Below are 1,413 nucleotides of genomic sequence, written 5' to 3'. Positions count from 1 at the left end.
CACCTACGCTAACGCTTAGAGGTGGGTGCTTCCTAGTCAATAGAACTAACGTTCCAAGTTTACCTAGGCTAATTGGATAGTTCCTATCCCGATATTTGCAATTTTACATTGCTAATTTTAATAAGTTTTTCGCCGCATTGATGTCTCGATCATGCTGTTCTCCACACGAAGGACATATCCATTGTCTTACTGACAAATCCTTTGTCTCTGCATTCTTATACTCACATACATGACATAGTTGACTGCTCGCATAATGTTTAGGTGCAATCATTACATCTCGCCCATACCAAGCAGCTTTATAAGCAAGCATGTGTCTAAACATGCTCCAAGATACTTCAGATATCGCTTTAGCTAATTTGTGATTTTGCATCATATTTTTAACTTTTAAGTCCTCCATGACGATTACTTGGTTTTCGTTTATCATCATTGAAGATGTCTTATGCAGAAAATCTTTACGTTGATTGACGATCTTTTCGTGCATTTTAGCAACTTTTAATCTTGCTTTATTTCTGTTTTTACTACTTTTCTTTTTACGAGAAAGTGAACGTTGTAAAAATTTCAACTGTTTCTCCGACTTGCGAAGCCATTTAGGATTTTTGAATGTTTCGCCATCAGATGTAATAGCAAATTCTTTTATTCCGAGATCAACTCCGATTTTATTCATGTTTGCTGGAAGCTGCTCAACTACTGTTTCTACTAGTATAGAGATGAAATATTTACCTGTTGGCGTTTTTGAAATCGTACATGACTTTATTAAGCCTTCAAAATATCTGTGTTGCCTGATTTTGATTTTCGACTTCAATTTAGGAATTTTAATAAATCCATCATCGATATACACCGTTCCATTCTGATTATTCGTCGTATAGCTGAAATGGTTTGACTTCTTACTTTTGAATTTAGGGAATCCAACACTTTTATCACGAAAGAAATTCTTGTAAGCTTTTTCAAGATTCATTTGCACATTAGCTAAAGCAAGACTGTCAACTTCTTTTAGCCATTCAAATTCTTTCTTATATGGAGCAGGAGTATTGTTAAGCATTTTTTCTGTAAGTTTGTAATGTTCGATTTTATCTGCAAGCATTTTGTTATAGATAAAACGAACACACCCAAATGTTTTAGCAAAAAATTGTTGCTGATCTTGATTAGGGTATATCCGATATTTGAATGCTTTAAGCATGTTCATCCTCCTTTCTCTCCTTGATTTTCAATATACTTTTTGATAACTTCGATAGGTACTTCACCCGTTGTAAGCAGACAGTAGCTTTTTGACCAAAAGTATTCTTTCCATAGTTGTTGGCGAATAGAAGGAAATTCTTTTTTAATTAGTCTTGAGGATGCACTCTTATAGGCATTAAGGAATTTAGATATCTCTGTATTAGGATGAGTTTTCATTAATATGTGAATATGATCTTT

2 protein-coding genes are annotated in these 1,413 nt (G+C 34.0%); both read right to left on the bottom strand.

Annotation, left to right across the window (positions count from 1 at the left end):
- Positions 1–103: 103 nt before the first annotated feature.
- Entirely contained in the window at positions 104–1,177 is a 1,074-nt protein-coding gene (gene tnpB / locus WH37_RS33085) for an IS200/IS605 family element RNA-guided endonuclease TnpB (protein WP_046234935.1), read from the bottom strand.
- 2 nt (positions 1,178–1,179) lie between these two features.
- Positions 1,180–1,413 (bottom strand): IS200/IS605 family transposase (tnpA, locus tag WH37_RS33080; protein WP_046234934.1); only part of this gene is annotated, 234 nt, incomplete at its 5' end.

This window comes from Paenibacillus algorifonticola (assembly GCF_000971975.1).
Taxonomy (GTDB): Bacteria; Bacillota; Bacilli; order Paenibacillales; family Paenibacillaceae; genus Pristimantibacillus; species Pristimantibacillus algorifonticola.
Note: the sequence above shows the minus strand (reverse complement) of the source record. Positions and strands in the feature narration are given on the sequence as shown.

Excerpts from the sequence above, each read along its gene's own strand:
- tnpB (WP_046234935.1), bottom strand. The coding sequence starts at position 1,177 with ATGCTTAAAGCATTCAAATATCGGATATACCCTAATCAAGATCAGCAA.